General features: G+C 74.7%; 6 protein-coding genes. 4 read left to right on the forward strand and 2 right to left on the reverse strand.

The annotated features are described in order from the left end of the window. Positions 1-94: 94 nt before the first annotated feature. Both ACWG52_RS05390 and ACWG52_RS05395 read right to left on the reverse strand, forming a co-directional pair. Positions 95-721 (reverse strand): HAD family hydrolase, encoded by a 627-nt coding sequence (locus ACWG52_RS05390; protein ID WP_389810243.1) that lies wholly within the window; start codon positions 719-721, stop codon positions 95-97. Positions 722-747: 26 nt separating this feature from the next. Continuing rightward, positions 748-1,974, reverse strand: a complete 1,227-nt coding sequence (locus ACWG52_RS05395; protein WP_389810246.1) for an MFS transporter — start codon at positions 1,972-1,974, stop codon at positions 748-750. A gap of 170 nt (positions 1,975-2,144) precedes the next feature. Here ACWG52_RS05395 and ACWG52_RS05400 point away from each other — a divergent pair, with 170 nt between their 5' ends. From ACWG52_RS05400 to ACWG52_RS05415, 4 genes are all read left to right on the forward strand, one after another. Continuing rightward, positions 2,145-2,912: a DeoR/GlpR family DNA-binding transcription regulator gene (locus tag ACWG52_RS05400; RefSeq protein WP_389810249.1), complete on the forward strand. Its 768-nt coding sequence runs from the start codon at positions 2,145-2,147 to the stop codon at positions 2,910-2,912. A gap of 531 nt (positions 2,913-3,443) precedes the next feature. Then, positions 3,444-4,664 (forward strand): helix-turn-helix transcriptional regulator, encoded by a 1,221-nt coding sequence (locus ACWG52_RS05405; protein ID WP_390167645.1) that lies wholly within the window; start codon positions 3,444-3,446, stop codon positions 4,662-4,664. An 88-nt stretch (positions 4,665-4,752) separates the two neighbouring features. Next, positions 4,753-12,606, forward strand: a complete 7,854-nt coding sequence (locus ACWG52_RS05410) for an amino acid adenylation domain-containing protein (RefSeq protein ID WP_453127986.1) — start codon at positions 4,753-4,755, stop codon at positions 12,604-12,606. Continuing rightward, the gene (locus ACWG52_RS05415; RefSeq protein WP_453127988.1) at positions 12,603-23,114 is read left to right on the forward strand and encodes an amino acid adenylation domain-containing protein; all 10,512 of its coding nucleotides are present in this window, start codon (positions 12,603-12,605) and stop codon (positions 23,112-23,114) included. Before ACWG52_RS05410 ends, ACWG52_RS05415 begins: the two co-directional genes overlap by 4 nt. Positions 23,115-23,156: the final 42 nt, after the last annotated feature.

A 23,156-nucleotide genomic window follows, 5' to 3' on the forward strand; every position in this document is an offset into this window, starting at 1 on the left:
TTTCAGACAGGGATCTCACGGAAGCGCCTTCTCTTTCATATGATCACATTCCAACTCGGCCTGACAAGTGGCGATTCGGAGATGTAGATCTCTTTCACTCCCCTCGCGGCCCGTTTCGGTCACCTCGACGCCGCCCCAGCGTGTCCCGCAGCCGTTCGGGCGAGGTGAAGACATGCCCCTGGAGGCCGAGTCGCAGCGCCGCGTGCACGTTCTCGGCGCGGTCGTCGACGAAGAGGATCTCCTCGGGCGGCAGTCCGAGCTCGCGGACGCACCACTCGTAGGCGGCGGGTTCGGGCTTGGCGCTGCCGATCCGACAGGAGAGGCCGCGGACCGCGAACCGCTGCAGCCATGGCTGGGTGGCCTCGTAGCGGGCGGCCAGGTCCTCGGGGATGTTGGAGAGCAGGCCGAGCACGACGCCTTGGTCCGCGAGGAGGCCGAGCAGGTCCACGGCCTCCTGGTCGATCTCGCTCCAGCTCGCGAGGTCGGCGGCGATCAGCTCCTCGGTCAGTCGCCGGTCGAGCGGGCTGCCGAGCCGCGCGAACACCGCCTGCCAGTAGCCGGGGCCGGTGACCTCGCCGCGGTCGTAGGGGGGGCGCTCGGACCAGTACGCCACCCAGAAGCGGTCGGGGTCGGCGCCGGCCGTGCGTTCCAGGAGGCGCGTGGACTCGGGTGATTGGACACGCGCGATGACACCGAACATGTCGAAGAGGACGGCTTTCATCCTTCGGTTCCTCACGTTCTACGGGTTCACAGAGGGGTGACGGCGTCCGTGCGCCCGGAGTCGCGCGCACCGGACACACCACCGGGGTCGGGGGCGTTGCGGCGCAGCCACAGGCTCAGCACGCCGCAGACGACGGCGAGCAGGAACAGCAGCAACGGCACCGTCTTCACGTCCATCGTGTCGATGACGGCACCCAGCAGGGGCGGGAACGCCACGCCGCCGATCATCGAGGCGGCGATCACGTAGGCACCGGCGGCGCCCACGCCGGGCACGGCGCGATTCAGCCAGGGCAGGCAGGTCGGGAAGATCGGCGCGATCATCAGGCCGACGCCGAAGTACGCGTACGGGGCGAGGGCCGGGACCGTGGCCAGGAGGAGGAAGCCGGCCATGCCGACGCAGCAGACGAGGAGGATCGACGGCGCGGACCAGCGCAGGCTGATGGGCGCGGCGACGAACCGGCCGACGGTCATGGCGGCCCAGTAGGCGGAGGTGGCGGTCGCGGCGGTGGCGGCGCCGTATCCGACGGCTTCGAGGTGGGTGGGCTCCCAGCCGCCGACACCGGTCTCGATGGCGACGTGCAGGACGTAGACGCCGATGAACACCCCGATGATCGGAAGCACCCGGGCGCCGCCGGCCGGGGCGCCTTCCGCGGGGGCGGGGGCGGGCTCCCGGGCGGCGACCCCGCCCAGGGTGACGAGGATCAGCAGGCTGATCACGCCGGTGCCGATGAAGATCTCCGGATAGTTGTCCGCCCCGAGCCAGCCGATCAGGGCGGGGCCGGCGATCGCGCCGATGCCGAAGTGCCCGTTCAGCAGGTTGAGCATGGCGGTGCTGCGGTGGCCGAAGCCGACGGCGAAGAGCTGGTTGAGGCCGTAGTCGATGCCGCCGAATCCCAGGCCGATGACGAAGGTGCCGGCGAGGGCGAGTACCCAGCTCGGGGAGAAGGCGAAGGCGGCCGCACCGGCGGCCATGAGGACGTAGGAGGCGCCGAGCAGCACCCGGTTGTTCAGGCGACCCCGCAGGAGGTGGTAGATCAGCACGCCGAGGAGGGCGCCGACGAAGTGGGCGCTGAGGCTGAGCCCGGCCACGGCCGGACTGATGCCGAACTCGTCGCGCAGGGCCGGGATCGCCGGGCCGTAGAGCGCCTGGAGGGCGCCGATCACGACGAACGCCAGGCAGGAGGCGCCGATGGCGAGGGGGGTGAGGAGGGGCTTTCCCCCTTCCGGCAGTTCGGCCTCATGGGTGGCGGTCATGGCTCTCCTCATCGATCACGGCCGAATGAACACGATCAATGTTCATCGCGGCAGGAAGTTCCCACCGTTCCGCACAAGCTACACATGCTGAATGTTCGTTTCAACAAACCGAATGTTCGAAACGCACATCCCAGCCATCCGTCACCGCCATCTGTGCTAAAAGCAGACACATGAACGTGATGGAGAGGCACAAGTTCGTCGTGGAGCTGCTCATGCGGCAGAACCGCGCGACGGTGGCCGAGCTGGCGCAGGCCACCGGGGCGTCCGAGATGACCGTCCGCCGGGACCTGGAGGTACTGGAGTCCCGGGGAGCCCTGCGCCGCGTGCGCGGCGGCGCGGTGAGCAGCCTGCCCGGCGGCGTCGAGCCCCCCTACGCGATCCGGGCCATGTCCGGATCGCAGGCCAAGGAGCGGCTGGCGCGCGCCGTGGTCGACCTGCTCACCGACGGGGAGACCGTGGCGCTGGACACCGGCACCACCGCCGTGGCCGTCGCCAAGGCCATGGCGCACCGCCAACTCACCGTCGCTCCCCTCTCACTGCACGCGGCCTTCACCCTGTCCGCGCACCCCGGCATCCACCTGGTGATGCCCGGCGGACAGGTGCGCCCCGAGGAGCTGTCCTTCTACGGCTCCACACCCGTACAGACCTTCAAGGACCTGTGCTTCGACACGTTCGTCCTGGGGTGCTGCGGGGTCGATCCCGTCCAGGGCGCCACCGCCTACAACCTCGACGACGTCCAGGTGAAGCGGGCGGCGGTCGCCGCGGCGCAACGCGTGATCCTCGTCGCGACCGCCGACAAGATCGGCCGGGCGGCGCTGGGCCGCATCTGCGCCATGGAGGAGATCGCCCTCGTGGTCACGGACGCCCCCGCGGACTCCCCCGTGATCGAGGTGCTGCGCGACCAAGGGGTCGAGGTGGTCCATCCGGCGGACGACTGAGCCCGGCGGGCGGCCCGAGCGGTCCGGGCGGCCCGATCGGTCCAAGCGGCCCGATCGGTCCAAGCGGCCCGATCGGTCCAAGCGGCCCGATCGGCCCGAGCGGTCCGGCCGGCCTCGGTGCGCGGGCTCGGTCGGTCGTCTGGGTTCCATGCGTGGGCACCTTTCCGGGCGGTGCGCATCCCCGATCGGCGCGCCCCGATCAGCATCGAGGGGCGTACGGCCGCCCGCCAATGGGCTGCGACCGTCGTCTTACCGCCTGTCAGGAAGACGACGGCGAAGAACGTGCCGCGATGTCCAGGTGGGCCCCTACGCGTTCCGGCCATCCCCATCGGGGTCCGCCGTCCGGCGTCGTCCGGCCGCCCGGTTCGCCCCGTCCGGCGAATTCCGCACCGGATCAAGGCTCTTGCCCCACCCTCCCCCTCGGATCCCGCCCACAAGAAGCGTGTCCGATACACGTTCCTGGGGCCGCGGGGCCGCCACGGAGTCTCCTAGCATCGCGATCGCGACGGATGCGAACGAGAGGGCAGCGAAATGAAATCAGGCGCGCCGAAACGCCCGCAGGACCGTGACCGACCCCGCGAGCTCACGTCCGAGGAGATGGCCCTCTACCGGGAGTTCGCGGAACACGGGCCCCTCCAGGGAAGCCAGGTGCGCGCACGGGCCGAACCGGGCGCCATGGCCCGGACCCTCGACGCCCTCGTCTCCAGCGGCCTGGTGCGACAGATCGGCCCCGACCGCTTCGCGGCCACCGACCCCACCGAGGTCTCCGCGCGCCTGCTCAAGCGCTGGGAGGAACGCGTCCAGGGCGCCCAGCTCGACCTGCTGCGCATGCGGGGACAGCTCGCCGAGCTGGCCATCGTGCACGCCGCACGCCAACGCACCCTGGAGGGGCCACCGCTGGAGCGGATCGAGTCGGCGGCCGAGCTGCGGCGGGTCCTCGACCGGCAGTCCGCGGCCTGCACGCGGGAGGTGCTCTGCGCGCAACCGGGCGGCCCGCTGCCCGAGGACGAACTGCGCCGTGCCCGCCTGCGGCACCGGGACCTGCTCGCCCGTGGAGTCCCCGTGCGCACGCTGTACCAGCACTCGGCCCGCTTCGACCCGCCGACCGTGCGGTACGAGACGGAGCTGGCGGCTCTCGGGGCCGAGGCGAGGACGGTGTCGGGCGGCCTGACCCGGTGCCTGGTCTTCGACCGCTCCCTGCTCGCCCTCCCGCTCCCGGAAACGGCGGGCGGGGCCCTGCTCGTCCGTAGCCCCGACCTGGTCGCGTTCGTCGCCGAGATGTTCGACCTGCTGTGGGCGACGGGCGAGCCCATCGGCAGACCGCGCGAGAAGGCCTTCATCCAGGACGTCGCCGACCAGGCGAGGCGTTCCGTCCTGCAGCATCTGATGCAGGGCGACGACGACCGCGCCACGGCCCGCGCCCTCGGCATCTCCGTGCGTACCTGCCAGCGCCACGTCTCCGCCGTCATGCGTCAACTCGGCGCGACGAGCCGCTTCCAGCTCGGCTACCTGGCCCACCGTCACGGGCTGCTCGCACCCGACGGGGCGGAGAGCTCCGGCGACGGTGCCCACGCCCGCCCCCATGCCCGCGTCGACGCCTCGACATCGATGTCAGCACCCGTGCCCGTACCGCCTGCCCCGCCCGGATTCCCGGGGTACGCAGGGGACCGGAGCACCTGGATCCACCTGTCACGGGATCGCGGTACCGAGGATTTCTCCGATCGGATCGGGCGTCGTCAAGAGGCGTATTAGTGGGACTTTCGGGACCGTCCGGCCGTCGCGGACAGTGGCCTCACGTCGTCGTTGATCGACCGATCCGACTGAGGAGACTGACCACCGCATGGCCACTCACGACCGCGGGCCGCTGCCCCTGACCCCGCCGCAGAACGGCGTCTGGTTCGCACAGCAGCTCGACCCCACCCGTCTCGACTACACCATCGCCGAGTACCTGGAGATCCGCGGGGCGGTGGATCCGGAGCTGCTCGCCGAGGCGGTGCGCACGACGGTGGCCGGAACCGAGACGCTGTGCGTCCGCTTCGCCGAGGTGGACGGCGTGGTGCACCAGATACCCGCCGGCACGCCTCCGCTGCGGATGGAGACGGTCGACGTCAGTGACCACCCGGACCCGGACGCCGAGTCCGAGCGGCTGATGCGCGCCGAGCTGGCCCGGCCGACGGACCTGGCGTCCGGGGACGTGTGCCGGCACCTCCTGGTGCGGACCGGTCCGGCGACGTACCGCTGGATGCAGGGCTACCACCACCTCGTCGCGGACGGGGTCACGGGCTCGATCCTGGCGCGGCGGACCGCGCGGGTGTACTCGGCGCTGGCCGCGGGCGAGCCCGTGCCGGTCGCCGACAGCGAGCCGTGGCAGCGGATCGTGGCCGAGGAGGAGGAGTACGCGAACTCCGAACGGAGCGCGGCCGACCGGGAGTTCTGGCAGGCCCGGCTGGACGGCGCCCCCGAGCCCGTCTCCTTCACCGGCAGCGTCCCGGCGCCCGCCTCGGGCACCACGGTGCGGGTGAGCGGCGACCTCGACCCCGCCGACGCCCGCACCCTGCGCGAGTCCGCGCGCCGGCACGGCACGCGCTGGTCGGCGCTGGTGATGGCCGCGGCGGCCGCCCACCTGCACCGTGCGGGCGGCACCGAGGACGTGGTCCTGGGGCTGCCGGTCACCGGCCGCACCACCCCGGACGCCCGCCGGACCCCCGGCATGTTCTCCAAGGTGCTGCCGCTGCGGCTGACGGTCACCGCGGACACCAAGGTCGGCGAACTGCTGCGGAGCACCTCGGCCGGCATCAAGGAGGCCCTGCGTCACCAGCGGTACCGGATCGAGGAGTTCACCGGAACCGGACCCCGGCTGTGGGACGCCGCCGTCAACCTCATGTCCTTCGACTACGAGCTGTCCTTCGCCGGGGCGCCCGCCTCCGCGCACAACCTCTCGGTCGGTCCCGTCGAGCACGTCTCCCTGAACGTCTACGACCGGGGCGGCGACAGTCCGCTGACCGTGCAGGCCGAGGGTGACGCCGCCGACGTCGACCGGGCCGAACTCGACGCGCTGCGCGTACGGTTCACCCGCTTCCTGGTCGCGCTCGCCTCGGCCGAGGACGAGGCCCCCGTCGGCTCGCTGCCCTTCCTGACCGCCGAGGACGAGGAGCGGCTCGCCGCCTTCGCCGAGGGCGGCGTCGACCCCGTACCCGGGGACGTCCTGCTGCACACGTTCTTCGAGCGGGCGGCGGTGCTCACCCCCGGCAAGACCGCCGTGATCTGCGCCGGCGAGGAGGTCACCTACGGGGAACTCGACGCCTGGGCCGAGGACATCGCGGCCCGGCTGCGGCCGGACGTCGCACCGGGCACGCCGGTCGGCGTGTGCGTGGAGCGCTCGCCGTCTATGGTCGCGGCCCTGCTCGGCGTCCTGAAGGCGGGCGGCTGCTACGTCCCGCTCGACCCCGGCCTGCCGCCCGAGCGCATCGCGTACATCGTGCGCGACGCGGGGCTGCGCACGGTCGTCGCCGGGCCGGGCGGCCGTGACCGGCTGCCGCACGACCTGCCGTCCGTGGTCGACGCGGCCGCGCCGACCGGCGCGGTCCGCGACGGCCGGACGTCCGTACCGGTGCCGGCGGCGTCCGCCGCGTACCTGCTGTACACCTCGGGCAGTACGGGTGAGCCGAAGGGCGTCGTCGTCCCGCACGCGGCGGCCGTCGACTTCGTCCGCGGCCACCTCGCGCTGTGCGGCGCGGGCGACGGCATCGGGTCCGACGGGAGCGGATCCTGGTCCGGATCCGGGCGCACGGAGCGGTTCCTCGGGTTCGCCTCGCTGTCCTTCGACGTGTCGGTCCTGGACGTGTTCGGCGCCCTGCTGAGCGGTTCCACCCTGGTCCTCGCCACCGACGCCGAGCGGGTCGACGTCGACCGGCTCCAGTCGCTGCTCGCCGAGCAGGCGGTCACGGTCGCCGACCTGCCGCCGGCGCTCCTGCCCCTGCTGGACCCGGCCGGGCTGCCCGCGCTGCGGTTCCTGTCCACGGGCGGCGAGGCCCCTTCGGGGGACGCCGTCGACCGCTGGGCGACGGAGGGCCGCGAGGTCTGGAACGCGTACGGGCCCACCGAGGCGGCCGTGTCCGTGACCATGCACCGGGTGGTTCCGCCCTCGCACGGCCGGATCCCGCCGATCGGGCGTCCGATGGTCAACCACCGGGCGTACGTGGTCGACCGGGGGCTGCGGCTGCTGCCACCGGGCGCGACCGGCGAACTGTGCGTTGCCGGTGCGGGTCTGGCCCAGGGGTACGCGGGGCGCGCGGCCATGACGGCCGACCGCTTCGTACCGGACCCCTTCTCCGGGGTGCCCGGTGCCCGGATGTACCGGACGGGTGACCTCGTGCGCTGGTCGGCGCGGGGCGAACTGGAGTTCCTCGGGCGGGTGGACCGCCAGGTCAAGATCAACGGCCACCGGATCGAACTGGGCGAGATCGAGGCGGTGCTCGGCCGGCAGCCCTCGGTGGGACAGGCCGCGGTCGTGGTGCACGCCCCCGCGGGCGGCGCCCGCCGGCTCGTCGCCTTCGTGGCGCCGCCGGGCGACGGCGGCCCGGCTCCCGAACCGGCGCTTCTGGCAGCCGAGTTGGGCCGGGTCCTGCCGGGCTACATGGTGCCGCGTAGCTTCGTGGCGGTGGACCGGCTGCCCCTGACCCCGGGCGGCAAGGTCGACCGCGCGCGACTCCACGTACCCGAGACCGCGACCGGTCCGCGGCACCCCGAGCGGGCGTACGGCGCCACCGAACAGGCCTTGGCGGAGCTGTTCTCCGAGGCCCTCGGCGTCCCGGCGACCCCGGACGACAACTTCTTCGAGCTCGGCGGCGACAGCATCGCCGCCCTCAGCCTCACCAGCCGGGCGCGGGCGCGGGGCTTCTCCTTCACCCTGCGCGAGGTGTTCGCGCACAAGACGGCGGCCGCCCTCGCCACGGCCGTCGGCGAGCCCGGCCACGGCACTTCCCCGGCCGCCGCCGGTCCGGCCGTCCCGGAGTGCGGTCCGCTCCCGGCGACGCCGGTCATGCGCTGGCTGTTGGACGGGCCGGGCCCCATCGGCCGGTTCAGCCAGTCCATGGTGCTGTCCCTGCCCGACGGCGCGGACGACGCGACGCTCGTACGGGTCCTGCAGTCGGTCGTGGACCGGCACGGGGCGCTGCGGCTCGGCGTGACCGCCGGCCCGGAGGGTCGACCGTGCGCGGTCGGCGAGCCCGGTTCGGTCGACGTGTCCCGGCTCTACCGCACCGTCGACGTGGCCGGCTCGGACGGGCCCGCCCGTGCCGCGATCATGGCGGAGGCGGCCCGGGAGGCGGCCGGCCTGCTGGACCCCGCGACCTCGATGATGCTGCGGGCGGTCCGCTTCGATGCCGGTGGGACGGCGCCGGACCGGCTGCTGCTGTGCGTGCACCACCTCGCCGTGGACGGGGTGTCCTGGCGGATCCTGACGGCCGACCTGGCCGCCGCCTGGGAGGCCGCCGTCACCGGGCGTCCGCTGCCGGCCTCCGACGGGGAGGTCTCGTTCCGCGCGTGGGCCCACCACCTCGAACTCCAGGCGCGTTCCCCGCAGGTGCTGGCCGAGCTCCCCTTCTGGCGCTCGACGCTGGATGCCCCCGGGGACGTCCCGGAGGCGCGGGAGCCGTGGCAGCGGATCCCCGACCCTGTGCGGGACACCGCCGGTACCACACGCACGCTGACGCTCGCCCTGCCCGCCGAGGTCGCCGGCCCGCTGCTGGCCGGGGTGCCCGGCGCGCTGCGCACCGGCCCGGCCGAGGTGCTGCTCGCGGGGCTGGTCCTCGCGGCGCACCGGCTGCGCTCCCCCGGCGAGGTCCCGGGGTCGCTGCTGGTCGACCTGGAGGGCCACGGTCGCGTCGACCGCACCGGCCGTCACGACCTGGCGCGCACCGTGGGCTGGTTCACCACCCAGTACCCGGTCCGGTTCGACCTGGACGGCCTCGACCTGGACGCGGCCGCCCGGGGCGGCGACGCCCTCGCCGAGCTGGTCGGGCGGATCCACACGACGATCGCCTCCGTACCGGACCACGGCACGGGCTTCGGCCTGCTGAGCCGGCTCGACCCGCGGACCGCCGCGGAACTGTCCGGGCTCCCGCGCCCCCGGATCCTGTTCAACTACCTGGGCAGGTTCGCGGGCGGCTCCGAGGCGCCGTGGCAGCCCGCCCCCGAGGCGGGCGGACTGCGGGCCGACGTGGATCCGGCGATGCCCGTCGAACACGCCCTGCAGATCGACGCCATGGCCGTGGACGGCGCCGACGGCCCGGCCTTCACCGCGGTCGTCACCCACCCCGCGGCCCTGCTGACCGACGCCGAGGCGGACGCCCTGGTGGCGGCCTGGGACGAGGCGCTGCGGCTGCTGGCCGCGTGGACGGGCACCCCTCGCCCGCGCCGCCTCACCCCCCGTGACCTGCCGCTGGTCCGGCTGACGCAGCCGGAGACGGACGCCCTGGCCGCGCGTCACGCCGGACTCTGCGACGTGCTGCCGCTCTCGCCGCTCCAGGAGGGGCTCTTCTTCCACTCCGCCTTCGACACGGGCGCGATGGACGCCTACACCGGTCAGATCGTCCTCACCCTGGACGGCCCCCTGGACGAGGACACCCTGCGGATGTCCTGCGACCGGCTGCTGCGCCGCCACACCGCGCTGCGCTCCGCCTTCACCGACCAGGGTCTGGACCGGCCCGTCCAGATCGTCGTCGAGTCCGTCGCCGCGCCGTGGGAAGCCGTGGACCTCGGCGGGCTCGATTCCGCCGAACGCCTGCGGGAGTGGGAGCGGCTGCTCGCGGCCGACCGGGCCCGCCGCTTCGACCTGGAGCGGCCGCCGCTGGTGCGCTTCACCCTGGTCCGGTTCGGTGCGGGCGAGCACCGGCTGGTCATGACCAACCACCACATCGTCTGGGACGGCTGGTCCTCGGCCGTGCTGCTGCGCGAACTGCTGAGCGGGTACGCCGAGTACGCCGGGCCCCACGGGGCCGGGGACGCCGGCGCCGTCCCGGAAGGGGTCCCGTACCGCTCGCACCTGGACTGGCTGGCCCGCCAGGACGACGGCGCCGCCGAGGCCGCGTGGAGCGGTGCGCTGGCCGGGCTGGAGGAACCGACCCTGCTGGGCGCGGCCGACCCGAACCGGATCGACGCGCTGCCCGAGCGGGCCCCGGTGGAGCTGTCGGCGGAGCTGACGTCCCGGCTCACCGCGCGGGCCCGTACCGCGGGCGTGACCCTCAACAGCGTGGTCCAGGGCGTCTGGGCGATCCTGCTGGGTCGGGTGACCGGGCGGGACGACGTGGTGTTCGGCGGGACCGTCTCCGGGCGGACCGCCGACGTCGCGGGCATCGAGGAGATGGTCGGCCTGCTGATCAACACCCTGCCCGTGCGGTTCCGGATCCGGGAGGACGAGCCGCTGCTGACCGCGCTCGCCCGGTTCCAGGACGAGCAGGCGGAACTGATGGACCACCAGCACGTCGGGCTCGCCGGCATCCAGCGGGCAGCCGGGCTGGGCGCCCTCTTCGACACCACGGTCGTCGTCGAGAACTATCCGCTCGACCTGGAGTCGATGCGGGACCTGGCCGGCGGCCCGCGACTGACCGGGGTGGAGGGCTCGGACGCCACCCACTACACCGTCAACCTCATCGTGCTGCCCGGGGAGCGGCTGCGGCTGCACCTCGACCACCGTACGGACGTCCTCGACACGCGGACGGCACGCAGCCTGGGCGAGGCGCTGGAGCGGCTGCTGACGGCCGTCGCCGACGCCCCCGCCACCCCGGTCGGGGAGGTGGACCTGCTGTCCGCGGAGCAACACCGGCTGATCCGGGAGTGGAACGGCACCGCCGTACCCGTCCCCGACACCACGCTGGTGGAGCTGTTCGAACGGCAGGTGGCCCGGACGCCGGACGCGCCGGCGACCGTCTTCCGGGGCGAGCGCCTCTCGTACGCCGAACTCGACGCCCGTGCCGAGCGACTGGCCGGGACCCTGCGCGCCCGGGGCGCCGGTCCGGAGGAGATCGTCGCGGTCGCCCTGCACCGCTCCACCGAGATGGTGGTCTCGCTGCTGGCCGTGCTGAAGTCGGGGGCGGCCTACCTTCCGGTGGACCCCTCGCTTCCGGCGGACCGGATCGCGTACCTGCTGTCGGACGCCGCACCGGTCCTGCTGCTCGCGGACGACGAGGTGGCGGGGGCGCTGCCCGCCGCCGCGGACCTGCCCCGGCTGGATCCGGGGGCCCTCCACGACGGGGACACCGCTGTGGCGGGGCCGGCGGCACTGCCCGGGCACCCCGCGTACGTGATCTACACGTCCGGGTCGACGGGGCGGCCCAAGGCCGTGGTCGTGGAGCACTCGGCCATCGTCAACCGGCTGCTGTGGATGCAGGACCGGTACCGGCTGGGTGCGGACGACCGGGTGCTCCAGAAGACCCCGTTCGGCTTCGACGTGTCGGTGTGGGAGTTCTTCTGGCCGCTGATCACCGGCGCGGCCCTGGTGGTCGCCGAGCCCGGCGGGCACAAGGATCCCGCCTACCTCACCCGGGTGATCCAGGAGGAGGCGATCACCACCGTCCACTTCGTCCCGTCCATGCTGGCGGCGTTCGTGGAGGACCCCGAGGCGGACCGCTGCCGGTCGTTGCGGCGGGTCGTGTGCAGTGGCGAGGCCCTGCCCGAGGAGCTGAAGAACCGGTTCCTCGCTGTGCTCGACGTGCCCCTGCACAACCTGTACGGGCCCACGGAGGCGGCCGTGGACGTCACGCACTGGGACTGCCGCCGCGAGGACACCGGCCCCGTGCCGATCGGCCGACCCATCTGGAACACCTCGCTGTACGTGCTCGACCCGCGGGGCCGGCCCGTCCCGGTGGGGGTCGCGGGTGAGCTGTTCCTGGCGGGCGCGGGCCTGGCCCGCGGGTACCTGCGGCGCCCGGCGCTGACCGCGGAACGCTTCCCGCTCGACCCGTTCGGCCCGCCGGGCTCGCGCATGTACCGCACCGGTGACCTGGCCCGCCATCGGGCCGACGGCTCGGTGGAGTACCTGGGCCGCACCGACGACCAGGTCAAGATCCACGGTTTCCGGATCGAGCTCGGCGAGATCGAGACGGCGCTGGGCCGCCTCGACGGCGTCGGCCGGGCCGCGGTCGTCGTCCGCGAGGACGTCCCGGGCGAGCGCAGGCTCGTCGGGTACGTCGTCCCGGAGGCCGGGGCCGACCCGGCGCCGGACACCGAGCCGATGCGCGCCGAACTGGCCCGCTCCCTGCCCGAGTACATGGTGCCGGTGCTGGTCGTCGTGGACGGGCTGCCCGTCACGCCGAACGGCAAGCTCGACCGCAGGGCGCTTCCGGCGCCCGCCGCGGCGGCCGCCGCCACCGTGTACGAGCCGCCGGCCGGGGAGACCGAGGAACTGGTCGCCATGGTGTGGGCCTCCGTGCTGGACGCGCCGCGGATCGGCCGCCACGACGACTTCTTCGCCCTCGGGGGGCACTCGCTGAGCGCCACCCGGGTGGCGGCCCGGCTGCGCCAGTCCCTCGGCCTGGACCTGCCCCTGCACACCCTCTTCGAACAGCGGACCGTCGCCGCGCTCGCCATCGCCGTCGAGACGGTGCTGCTGGCCGAACTGGAGGCCGAACCGGCCCCGTTCGCCGCCGCCGACGACGCCGTTCCTTCACTCGTACTTCAGGGAGAGACCTCGTGACCACCCAGGAGAGCCTGCCGGCCGCCGGCGTCGACAGCCGACTGGCCGCCGCCCGCGAGCTGCTGCGCCGCCGTGTGCGCGCCGCGTTGGACGACTCGGCGGCCGGTCCGGCCACCGCGACGGCGCCCACCGCGGCCCCGGCCGCCGACGGGCCGGACCTCGAACCCGTCGCCTCGTTCGCCCAGGAGCGGATGTGGCTGGTGGACCGGATGGCGGACGGCACCCCCGGCTACGCGATCCCCGAGGTCGTGCGGCTGCGCGGCCCGGTCCACCCGGAGCCGCTGCGCCGCGCCCTGACCGCCGTCGTGGCCCGCCACGCACCGCTGCGCACCGTCTTCGAGGAACGCGACGGCGCCCCGCACCCGGTGGTCCTGCCCGCCCCGGCGGCCGTGCCGCTGCCGCTGCTGGACCTGGGCAGCGCCCCCCTCGCCGACCTGGAGGAGCGGGCCCACGCCCTGGCCCGGGAGGAGGTCCGCAGACCCTTCGACCTCGCGTCCGGCCCGCTGCTGCGCGCCCTGCTGATCCGACTCGGCGCCGAGGACCACCTGCTGGTGCTGGTGGTCCACCACATCGCCACCGACGGCTGGTCCATGGGCCTGCTCTGGCAGGAACTGTCCGAGGGCTACGCGGCCCTGCTCGCTCAGCGGCCCCTGCCCCGGGCGCCGCTCACCCTGGACTACCAGACGTACGCCCGTACCCAGCGCGACCGGTTCGCGAGCGGCGCGATGAACGGCCGACTGCGCTGGTGGGAGGAGCGCCTCGCGGGGCTGGAGCCCCTCGAACTGCCCGCGGACCGGCCCCGGCCGACCCGCCGCAGCGGCGACGGCGCGAGCCTGGAGTTCACCCTCGACGCGCAGCTCACCACGCGGCTGCGCCGGATCGCCGAGGGCGCGGGCGCCACCCTCTTCATGACGCTCCTGGCCGGCTTCCAGGCCGCCCTGGCCCGCTACGCCGGCACCACGGACATCGCCGTCGGCACCCCGGTCGCCGGGCGCGACCGGGTGGAACTGGAGCCCCTCATCGGGTTCTTCGTCAACACGGTGGTGCTGCGTGCCGACCTGTCGGGCGAGGTCGGCTTCCGTGAGCTGCTCGGCCGGGTCCGCCGGGCGACGGTGGACGCCTACGACCACCAGGAGGTGCCCTTCGACCGGCTGGTGGAGCATCTGAGCCCCGAGCGGGTCGGCGACCGCAACCCCCTCGTGCAGGTGATGTTCGCGTCGGCCCCGGACGAGACGGCCGGGCTGCGGCTGCCGGGCCTGGACGCGCAGGTCGTGCGGACCGACTTCGGCGGCTCGCTCTTCGACCTGAGCGTCTTCGTGTCCGAGGGCGCCGAGACCTGCTCCGGCTCCCTCGTCTTCGACACCGACCTGTTCGACCGGGCCACGGCCGAACTCGTCCTCGGCCACTACCTGGAGCTGCTGGCCTCCGCCGCGCAGGAGCCCGACCGTCCCGTGGCCGAGCTGCTGCCCTCCGCCCCGACCGCGGCCCGGCTCGCGGCCGAGGGCCACGGCACGGTCCGCCTCGACCTGGCCCCGGCCTCCCTGGTGGAGCTGTTCGCCGAGCAGGTCCGCCGCACCCCCGGCGCCGAGGCCGTGGTCTGCGGCGACGACCGCCTCGACTTCGCCGAGCTCGACGCCCGCTCCGACCTGCTGGCGGCCCGACTGATCGCCGCCGGGGTGGGGCGCGAGACCCCGGTCGCCCTGCTGATGGAGCGCTCGGTCCACCTCCCCGTGGCGATCCTGGCCGTCCTGAAGGCCGGCGGACTCTACGTCCCGCTCGGCGAGGGTTTCCCCGTCGCCCGGCTGCACTGGATGCTGGAGCGGACCGGCGCCCGCCTGCTCCTCGCCGATCCGGCGACGGCCGGCCACGAGGCGGCCCGTACCTCGCCCGTACCGGTGCTCGACGTGACGGCCCCGGCGGACGGGGCTCCGGCCGCCGCGCCGGTCCCGTACCCGCCGTGCTCGCCGGACCAGTTGGCGTACGTGATGTACACCTCCGGTTCCACCGGGGAGCCGAAGGGCATCGGCGTCACCCACGCCAATGTCGCCGCGCTCGCCCGGGACACCGCCTTCGGCGCCGCCCACCGGCGGGTGCTGGCCCATTCCCCGCTGTCGTTCGACGCCTCGACGTACGAGCTGTGGGCGCCGCTGCTGTCCGGCGGCGCGGTGGTCATGGCGCCGCCCGGCCGGGTGGACACCGCCGCCCTGGCCCGGCTGGTGGAGGAGCACCGGATCACCTCGATGTTCCTCACGGCCGCCCTGTTCAACCTGGTCGTCGAGGAGTGCGTGGAGCTGCTGACGCGGGTGCGGGAGGTGTGGACGGGCGGTGAGGCCGCCTCCCCGCACTCCTTCGCCCGGGCCCTGGAGCAGGCCCCGGACACCGTCCTGGTCAACGTCTACGGGCCCACCGAGACCACCACCTTCGCCACGCGACACCGGCTGGACCCGCGCGCCGGCGCCGTCGTGGACGGCCGGATCCCCATCGGTACCGCCCTGGACGACACCCGCCTCTACGTGCTGGACGAGCGCGGCCGCCCGGTGCCGCAGGGCGCCGTCGGTGAACTGTGCGTCGGCGGTACCGGCGTGGCCCGCGGCTACCTGGGCCGGCCCGGCCTGACCGCGCGGCAGTTCACCCCCGACCCGTACGGAGCGCCGGGTGCCCGGATGTACCGGACGGGCGACCTGGCCCGGCGGCGCCCCGACGGCACCGTCGACTACCTGGGCCGCGGCGACCAGCAGGTCAAGATCCGCGGCCACCGGATCGAGCCGGGCGAGATCGAGGCCGAGCTGGCTCGCTGCCCGCAGGTCGGGCACGCCGCCGTGGTGGTCCGCGAGGACACCCCCGGTGAGCAGCGCCTGGTCGCCTACGTGGTGCCCGCGGAGGGCCGGGTGGCGGAGCCGGCCGAGCTGCGAGCGGCGCTCGCCGCACGGTTGCCCGCGTACATGCTGCCCTCGGCGATCGTCTCGCTCGTGGCGCTGCCGGTGACGCCGAACGGCAAGCTGGATCGGCGCGCGCTGCCCGCGCCCCCCGAGGAGGGGGTGCTCCGGGCGGAGTTCGCGGCGCCGGCGACCGCGACCGAGGAGCTCGCCGCGGCCGTGTGGGGCGAGGTGCTGGGCACCGGGCGGATCGGCCGCCACGCCGACTTCTTCGCCCTCGGCGGCCACTCCCTGCGGGCCACCCGCGTCGTGTCGCGGCTCGGCGCCCGCCTGGGTGCGGGCGTGCCGCTGCGGCTGCTGTTCGAGCACCCGACGCTGGAGCGGTTCGCGTCGGCGCTGGACGCCCTGCGCGGCGACGGCCCCGGCACCACCGCGCCGGCGGCCCCCGTCACCGTGATCGGCGCCCGGCCGGCCGGGGAGCCCGCGCCGCTGTCGTTCGCGCAGCAGCGGCTGTGGTTCCTGGACCAGCTCCAGCCCGGCCGACCCGACTACAACATCCCCGTCGCGGCCCGGCTGCGGGGCGCGCTGGACGCGGACGCGTTGGCCGCGGCGCTGTGCGCGGTGGTGACCCGCCACGAGGTGCTGCGCTCGCGGATCACCGAGGGCCCGCAAGGACCCGTACAGGTCGTGGAGGCGCCGGAGGTCTTCGTGCCCGTCCGCACCGACCTGGGTGACCTGCCTCGTGAGGAGGCCCGTTCGCGGGCGCTGGGCCTGGCCCACGCGGACGCCGCCGCCCCCTTCGACCTGGGATCGGCGCCCCTGTTGCGGGCCCGTGTGGTGCGGGTCGCCGACGACGAGCACCTCCTCGTCCTGGTCCTGCACCACACCGTCGGCGACGGCTGGTCGATGCCGGTGCTGTGGCGGGAGCTGTCCGGGGCCTACGCGGCCCTGCGCCGCGGCGAGCGTCCCGTCCTGCCCGAACTGCCCGTCCAGTACGGGGACTTCGCGTACTGGCAGCAGCGCCGGCTGGCGGACGGCGAGGCCGACACGGGCATCGCCCACTGGCGGGCGGCCCTCGGCGGGCTCCCGGCCCTGGAGCTGCCCACCGACCGGCCGCGGCCGCAGGTGCGGTCCGGCGCGGGCGACGCCTTCGCCTTCGAGGTCCCGGCCGAGCTGGCGGAGCGGCTCGGCGCGCTGGCCCGGGAGCGCGGCGCCACCCTGTTCATGGTGCTGCTGGCCGGTTTCCAGGCACTGCTGGCCCGCTACACGGGCCAGGTCGACATCACGGTGGGCTCGCCCATCGCGGGTCGCGACCGCACCGAACTGGAGCCGCTCGTCGGCTTCTTCGTCAACACCCTCGTGCTGCGCACCGATCTGTCCGGCGACCCGGCCTTCGGCGAGCTGCTGGGCCGGGTGCGCCGGACCGCGCTGGCCGCGTACGAGCACCAGGACGTGCCCTTCGACCGGCTGGTGGAGGAGCTGCGGCCGGAACGCGACCTCAGCCGCAACCCGCTCTTCGACGTGCTGTTCCAGCTCCATCCGGAGCAGCTCGCCGCCCTGCCGCTGGACGGGGTGGAGGTCGAGAGCCTCGACACCTCCAACGGGACGGCCAAGTTCGACCTCAGTCTCGCGATGACCGAGCACCCCGACGGTCTGACCGGCACCGTCCAGTACGCGACGGACCTCTTCGACCGGGCCACCGTCGAACGGTTCGGCGCGCACTACCTGCGGCTGCTGGCCGGCGCCGCCGAGACGCCCGACGCGCCGCTGTCCCGGCTGGACGTCCTGTCCCCGCAGGAGCACGCCGCCCTGCTCGGGGAGGAGTCGGGCCCCCGGACGGACGGGCCGGCGGCTCGGACCCTGCCTTCCCTGGTGGCGGAGCAGGCCCGGCTGCGGCCGGACGCCCCGGCCGTGACCTGCGAGAACCGCACCATCGGTTATGGGGAGCTGGACGCGGCCGCCAACCGGCTGGCCCATCGCCTGCGCGCGCTCGGCACCGGCCCGGAGACCCGGGTGGCCGTGCTGGCCGGCCGCGACCCGCGCATGCTGGTGTGCGTCCTCGCGGTGCTGAAGGCCGGCGGCGCCTATGTGCCGCTCGACGCGGGACACCCGGCCGAGCGGGTCCGTACGGTCCTCACCGACAGCGGCGCCCACCTGGTGCTGACCGCGGGTCTGCCCGCCGGGTCGGCCGCGGACCTGGCCGGCGACGTACCGGTCCTGGACCTGGACGCCGAACAGCACCTGGTCGACGCGCTGCCCGCGACGGAACCGGACGCGCCCGCCGCCCCCGAGCACCTCGCCTATCTCCTGTACACCTCCGGCTCCACCGGGCGGCCCAAGGGCGTGGCCGTCACGCACGCGGCGATCACCGGCTACCTGGCGGCGCTGACCGCCACCTTCGGGCTCGGCCCCGAGGACGTGGTGCTCGCCCGTACCGCGCTGACCTTCGACCCGTCGGTACGCGACCTGTTCGCCCCGCTGACCACGGGCGGGCGGATCGTGCTGGCCTCGCAGGACGAGGCCGGGGACCCGGACGCGCTGGCCCGACTGCTGCACGGCGAAGGGGTGACGGCGCTGCTGTCGATCGTCCCGTCGATGCTGGAGCCGCTGGTCGCCGCCGTCACCGAACCCTCGGCGGCGCTGCGGCTGGTGATGACCACCGGTGAGGCGCTGACACCCGGACTGGCCCGCGCCGCGCACACCCTGGGCGTCCCCGGCCGGCTGCGGCTGGTCAACCAGTACGGTCCGACGGAGTGCACCAACACCACCACGTACCACGTCGTGACGGACGCCGACATCGAGGCGGGCCGCATCCCCATCGGGCGGCCGCTGCCCGGCGCCCGGGTCCTCGTGCTCGGCGAGCACCTCGAACCGCTGCCCCGGGGTGCGATCGGTGAGCTGTTCATCGCCGGACGCGGGGTGGCCCGCGGCTATCTCGGGGACCCGGCCCGCACCGCCGAGGCCTATCCGCCGGACCCGTACGGGCCGCCCGGCGCGCGCATGTACCGCACCGGTGACCTGGCGCGGCTGCGGGCCGACGGGGTGCTGGAGTTCCACGGCCGGCGCGACAACCAGGTCAAGGTCCGGGGACATCGGATCGAACTCGGCGAGGTCGAGGCCGCGTTGCTGCGTCACCCCGACGTGGCCCGGGCGGTGGCCGCCGCGCACGGCGAGGGCGCCGACCGGCTGCTCGCCGGGTACGTGGTGTGGCGGGACGGCGGCGGCGATCCGGCCGCGGTGCTGGACTTCGTCCGCGCGTCCCTGCCGGCCGCGATGGTGCCGTCCGCGCTGGTGGTGCTGGACGCGCTGCCGCTGACCCCGAACGGGAAGACCGACCGCAGGGCGCTGCCCGCGCCGGAGCCCGGCTCGGGCGGCGGGCACCGGGCGCACGTCGCCCCGCGCACCCCGATGGAGCGGACGGTCGTCGAGGTCTGGGAGGAGGTGCTCGGCGAGGGCCCGATCGGGGTCCGTGACCACTTCTTCGAGCGCGGCGGGCACTCCCTGCGCGCCACCCGCGTCATCTCCCGGCTGCGCGCCCTGCTGGACCGGGACATCCCCATGCAGCTGATCTTCCGCCACCCGGTGGCCGAGGACCTGGCCCGGGCGCTGGCCTCCCCCGCAACGGCGGACACGACGGGAGCGGCGATCCCCGCGCTGCCCGAGGGGCCCGGCCCGCTGTCCTTCGGACAGCAGCGGCTGTGGCTGCTGGACCGGCTCCAGCCGGGGCGACCCGACTACAACATGCCCGGTGCCGTACGGCTGACCGGCGAGCTCGACACCGCGGCCGCCCTGGGGGCGCTGACGGACGTCGTCGCCCGGCACGAGGTGCTGCGCTCCCGGATCGAGGAGACCGGGGAGGACGGCGCCGAGGGGACCTTCGGGGCCCGCGTCGTGCCCGGTCCGGTCTCGATGTTCACCCCCCACCTCACCGACCTGTCGGAGCTGGGCGCGGCGGCGGCCGAGGAACGGGCGCGGGAGCTGGCGGGGCACGACGCCACGCTGCCCTTCGACCTGACGGCCGCGGGTCCGCTGCGGGCCCGGCTGGTGCGGATCACTGCGCGGGAGCACCTGCTGGTGATCGTCGCGCACCACATCGCCTTCGACGGCTGGTCGGTGGGGGTGTTCTGGCGGGAGTTCTTCGCCGCCTACCGGGCCCGCACCGTCGCAGGGGCCGAGCCGTTGCCGGAACTCGTCGTCTCCTACCGGGACTTCGCCTCCTGGCAGCGCGACCGGCTCGGCGACGACGCACTGGCGGACACCCTGGACTACTGGCGCGGGCGGCTCGGCGGGCTCACCCCGCTGGACCTGCCCACGGACCGGCCCCGGCCGGCCGGCCCGTCCGGGCGCGGCGAGCAGATCCCCTTCGTCCTGCCCGCGCCGCTGCTGCGGGGGCTGCGCGACCTGGGGCGGCGGCACGACGCCACCCTGTTCATGGTGTTGTTGGCGGGCTTCCAGGCCCTGCTGGCCCGCTGGTCGGGCGGTGCGGACGTGGCGGTGGGCTCCCCCATCGCCGGCCGTGACCGCACCGAACTGGAGCCGCTCATCGGCTTCTTCGTCAACAACCTGGTGCTGCGCACCGACCTGTCCGGCGACCCGGCGTTCGGCGAGCTGCTGGACCGGGCCCGGGAGACGGCCCTGGGGGCGTACGCCCACCAGGAGGTGCCGTTCGAGCGTCTGGTGGAGGAGCTGCGGCCGGAGCGCGACCTGAGCCGCAACCCGTTGTTCCAGGTGATGCTGGTGCTCGACGAGGAGGCCGCCGTGCCGCCCGCGCCGGCCGGTCTGGACGTCGAGCCGCTCTCGCTGGCCAGCGGTGCCTCGAAGTTCGACCTGTCCCTGTACTTCGTCGAGGAGGAGGGTGTGCTGCGCGGCGAGGCCGTGTTCGCCACCGACCTCTTCGACCGGGCGACCGTCGAGCGCATGACCGCGGCGCTGACCGAGCTGCTCACGGCGGCGGTGGCCGATCCCACCCTTCCCCTGGGCGCCCTGCCCCTGATGGGTCCGGCCGAGGAGCGCCGGATCCTGGGTGAGGGCATCGGCTCCGCCGAGCCGGCCGCCGACCGGCCGCTGCCCGTGCTCGTCGGCGAGCAGGCCTCCCGTACGCCGGAGGCCGTCGCCGTGGACGACGGCGAACGGAGCCTGACGTACGCCGGGTTGTGGGAGGTCTCGGGCCGGCTGGCCCGGGAGCTGGCCCGCCTCGGTGTCGGTGCGGAGGCCGCGGTGGCGGTCTGCGCGGAGCGCTCCGTACTGCTGCCCGCGGCGCTGCTGGGCGTGCTGCGCTCCGGCGGCATGTACGTGCCCGTGGACCCCGGCTATCCGGCCGACCGGATCGGCTACATGCTCGCGGACAGCGGCGCCCGGGTGCTGGTGGTGTCGGGGCTGTCGGACGCCGCCCAGGCCCCGGACGGGGTCGTGGTGGTGGATCTCGACGCCCTGGCCGGGGACGGGAACGCGCGGTCCGACTTCGCACCCGTGCGACCGGAGCCGGAGCCGGAGCAGTCGGCGTACGCCCTGTACACCTCGGGCTCGACGGGACGCCCGAAGGGGGTCACCGTCCCGCACCGGGCGCTGGCCAACTTCACCCGGGACATGGTGCGCAGGCTGGAGCTGACGGCCGAGGACACCGTCGCGGCCGTCACCACGGCGTCCTTCGACATCGCCGTGCTGGAGCTGCTGGTCCCGCTGGTGTGCGGGGCGACCGTACGGGTCGTGGACCGGGACACCGCCCGGGACGGCATCCTGCTCGCGAAGGAGCTGGACGCGGCGCCGGTCACGGTCGTCCAGGCCACGCCGGCCACCTGGCACCAGCTGATGGAGTCGGGCTGGCAGGCGCCGCGCGTACGGGCGCTGTGCGGCGGCGAGGCGCTGCCGTCGGCCCTGGCCGAGCGGATGCGGACGGCGCTGGGCACCGTCTGGAACGTCTACGGGCCGACGGAGACCACCGTCTGGTCCACGGCGCACCGGCTGTCCGGTCCCGTCGGCGAGCGGCCGGTGCCGATCGGCACGGCGCTCGCCAACACCCGGCTGCACGTGCTGGACGCGACCCTGCGCCCGGTGCCGGTGGGCGTGTTCGGCGAGCTCTACATCGGCGGTGACGGGGTGGCCCGCGGCTACCACGGCCGGCCGGGGCTCACGGCGGACCGGTTCGTGCCCGATCCGTACGCGGCGGGCGGTCGGCTGTACCGCACCGGTGACCTCGTACGCCGGCTCGCGGACGGCACCCTGGAGTACCGGGGCCGGGCGGACGGCCAGGTGAAGGTGCGCGGCCACCGGATGGAGCTGGGTGAGATCGAGTCCGCGCTGGCCCGCCACCCGCGGGTGCTGGCGGCCGCGGTGGCCGTCCACGGCACGGGGGTGGACGCCGTCCTGGCCGGCTACGTGACCTGGCGGGACGAGGCGGGCGACGTGCGGGAGCTCGGCGACTTCCTGCGCCAGGACCTCCCCGAGTACATGGTCCCGGCGGTGCTCACCGCGCTGGACCGACTGCCCCTCACACCGAACGGCAAGCTCGACCGCAAGGCGCTGCCCGCGCCCTCGGCGGACGCGGCACGCGGCGACGACGCGGGGCGGATCGCCCCGCGCGACACGACCGAGCTGCGGATGGCACGGCTGTGGGAGCAGACCCTGGGGACGGCCCCGATCGGCGTGCGCGACGACTTCTTCGCGCTCGGCGGCCACTCGCTCAAGGCCTTCGCCCTGATGGCGGCCGTGCGCCGGGAGTTCGGGGTGGAGCTGCCGCTGAACCTGGTGTTCCGTCGGCGCACCGTGGAGCTGCTCTGCGAGGCGCTGCCCGAGGCGGGGGCGGCCGCGGCCAACCTGCTGGTCCCGCTGGCCGACGGGGACCCGTCCCGACCGCCGCTCGTCCTCGTCCACCCGCGGGGCGGTGACGTCGTCTGCTACCGGGACCTGGTACGGGACCTGTCCGCCCGACCCGGGGGCGACCGGCGGATCCTCGGCCTGGAGTCGGTGGGCTACAACACCGGTGAGACGCCGCTGGAGCGCGTGCCCGAGATGGCCGAGCGCTACCTGGCCGCCCTGCGCGAGGAGCAGCCGCACGGCCCGTACCTGCTGGCCGGCTGGTCGTTCGGCGGGACGGTGGCCTACGAGATGGCCGCCCGGCTGGAGGCCGCCGGCGAGGAGGTCGCCTTCCTCGGCCTGATCGACGCGGCCGCGCCGGGGACGGCCCCCGGGAGCCGGTCCGCCACGGCGGCCGGGCCGGGCGATCCGGACCTGCTGCGGTACGGCATCGCCGCCGGGATCGACGCCGGCTCGGCGCGCGAACTGGACGAGGAGGAACTGCTCGACGTCCTGGTGCGCCGGGGCCGCGAGGAGGGCACCCTCCCCCGTACCTCTCCCACGGAGGCCCTGCGCAGACTGCTGCGGGTCGCCGAGGCGAACGGAGCGGCTTCCGCCGCCTACCGCACCGACGCCGTCGTCACCGTCGGCCTGCACCTCTTCACGGTCGACGAGCGGCACCCGGAACTCGCGACCCCGCTGGTGGACCCGGCGGCCTGGCGGCCGCGCACCGCGGGCGGCGTCCTGCGGGCCGCGGTCCCGGGCAACCACCACGACCTGGTGGACCCCCCGCACTGCGCCGCCCTGGCGGAGCTGCTGGCCGCGGCCCTGCCTTCCTGACCCGCTCCGCCCCCACCCCTTGCACGTCCCTGATCCATCGAG

The organism is Streptomyces sp. CLCI03 (assembly GCF_053615355.1).